General features: G+C 37.7%; 2 protein-coding genes. Both read right to left on the reverse strand.

The annotated features are described in order from the left end of the window. Positions 1-149: 149 nt before the first annotated feature. A complete protein-coding gene (locus FC65_RS10900; protein WP_056972770.1) occupies positions 150-452 on the reverse strand; it encodes a type II toxin-antitoxin system YafQ family toxin in 303 nt (100 codons plus the stop codon). Next, on the reverse strand, positions 442-720 hold the full coding sequence (locus tag FC65_RS10905) for a type II toxin-antitoxin system RelB/DinJ family antitoxin (protein WP_056972772.1): 279 nt from the start codon (positions 718-720) through the stop codon (positions 442-444). Before FC65_RS10905 ends, FC65_RS10900 begins: the two co-directional genes overlap by 11 nt. Positions 721-832: the final 112 nt, after the last annotated feature.

Genomic DNA, 832 nt, shown 5'->3' on the forward strand with positions numbered 1-832 from the left:
TTTCAGGGTCTATAATTTAGTAATAGACCCTCGGAAAAGTTGTTAAAACAACCCTTTAATGGTAAGCTAAATTTTAAGGGGCAAAAACTACCACTAAAATATAAAAATAGCCCCTGATTTTTTAACAAAATCAGAGGCTATTTTAAAGCTTATTGCGCTAAAATTTCATGCGGTCCGGTTGTGACCAACAGCAAGATCAGCTCTGTGTGATCAATGCGATAAACTACGATCCAGCCCATAATTTTTTCCGTAATTACCATATAACGAGCTGGATGAAATTCGCGATATCCGTGCCATTTTCCTTGTAGCGCATGATCTTTGATCCGTTTTAATGTGGCTTGATCTTGCGCCACGATCGCTGCAACACATGGTTTTAGAACTTCAATCGGAAAGTGCTTTTTATTGAGCTTTTTTAGCTCACGCTCAAAAAGCTTTGTAGCTTTAATCTTCATTTAACTGGTCAATCCAATCGTTAAAGTCAGTGACTGAACCAATTTCAGTAGCTTCGCTTTTTTCGGCTTCTGCTTTTGCAGCTAGTGCTTCTGGAGAATCTAAAAAATTAAGCAAACGAACTTCGTTATTGGCCGCTTTAACCAACGACAAACGGACATATTCCGAGACGGTCAACCCTTGTTTGGCCAGATTAGCTTTCGCACGTTCACTGATCTCATTGGTGACCCGCGTGGAAATTGTTTTATCTTTTATGGTTGCGTTACTCATTTTATTCACCTTCTAGTTTTTCGTTTACGATCGTATTACATCTATAGTATAAATAAATCTTTTACTAAAAGCAAATTTCAGTTAAGGGGGGCATTATTATGGAACAAAAAGT

This window comes from Ligilactobacillus acidipiscis DSM 15836 (assembly GCF_001435755.1).
GTDB lineage: Bacteria > Bacillota > Bacilli > Lactobacillales > Lactobacillaceae > Ligilactobacillus > Ligilactobacillus acidipiscis.

Bases quoted from the DNA above. Each gene is read 5' to 3' on its own strand.
- FC65_RS10900 (WP_056972770.1), bottom strand. From the start codon at position 452: ATGAAGATTAAAGCTACAAAGCTTTTTGAGCGTGAGCTAAAAAAGCTC.
- FC65_RS10905 (WP_056972772.1), bottom strand. From the start codon at position 720: ATGAGTAACGCAACCATAAAAGATAAAACAATTTCCACGCGGGTCACC.